The sequence below is a fragment of the Clostridium sp. AM27-28 genome (assembly GCF_003480955.1).
GTDB lineage: Bacteria > Bacillota > Clostridia > Lachnospirales > Lachnospiraceae > Otoolea > Otoolea fessa.
In genome coordinates this window covers 1-552 of sequence record NZ_QUJT01000044.1, presented here as the reverse complement: position 1 = coordinate 552, position 552 = coordinate 1, and the positions used below count along the sequence as shown (strand labels likewise).

At 43.1% G+C, this 552-nt stretch carries 1 rRNA gene; it reads left to right on the top strand.

The features are described 5' to 3' along the window. Positions 1-351: 351 nt before the first annotated feature. Positions 352-552, top strand: a 23S ribosomal RNA gene (locus DW720_RS15575); the annotation flags it as partial.

The window sequence follows — 552 nt, the reverse complement described above, 5'->3', positions numbered from 1 at the left end:
AAGCAGGGGGTCAAGAGTTCGAATCTCTCCATCTCCATTTGCCGAAAGCAACTGAATGAAAGCGAGTCGAAGACGAAACTTGAATTTAGTGCGAGGCAGTTCACGAACCTTAACGAACGCAAGTGAGTTTAGTTGAGTGAACATACTATGTACCTTGAAAACTGCATATTGAAAATCTGATACAAAGTTCAAACTGAAAAGTTTGAAACAAATATCAAGACATCCGAGGTGTTACACAAAAGTGTAACCAAACAAACCAAAAACAAGCAATTATTAATTGTAAACACCATAAGCCAAAGATGCAACGCTATGCATCTGAGAGGAACACCGTACCCGCGGTGTGAATCAATTGGTTAAGCTAATAAGAGCGCAGGGTGGATGCCTTGGCACTAAGAGCCGATGAAAGACGTGATAAGCTGCGAAAAGCTTCGGGGAGGAGCAAATATCCATCGATCCGGAGATATCTGAATGGGGAAACCCGGCTGAGAAGACCTCAGTTATCCATACGCCAATACATAACGTATGGAAGGGAACCCGCTGAACTGAAACATC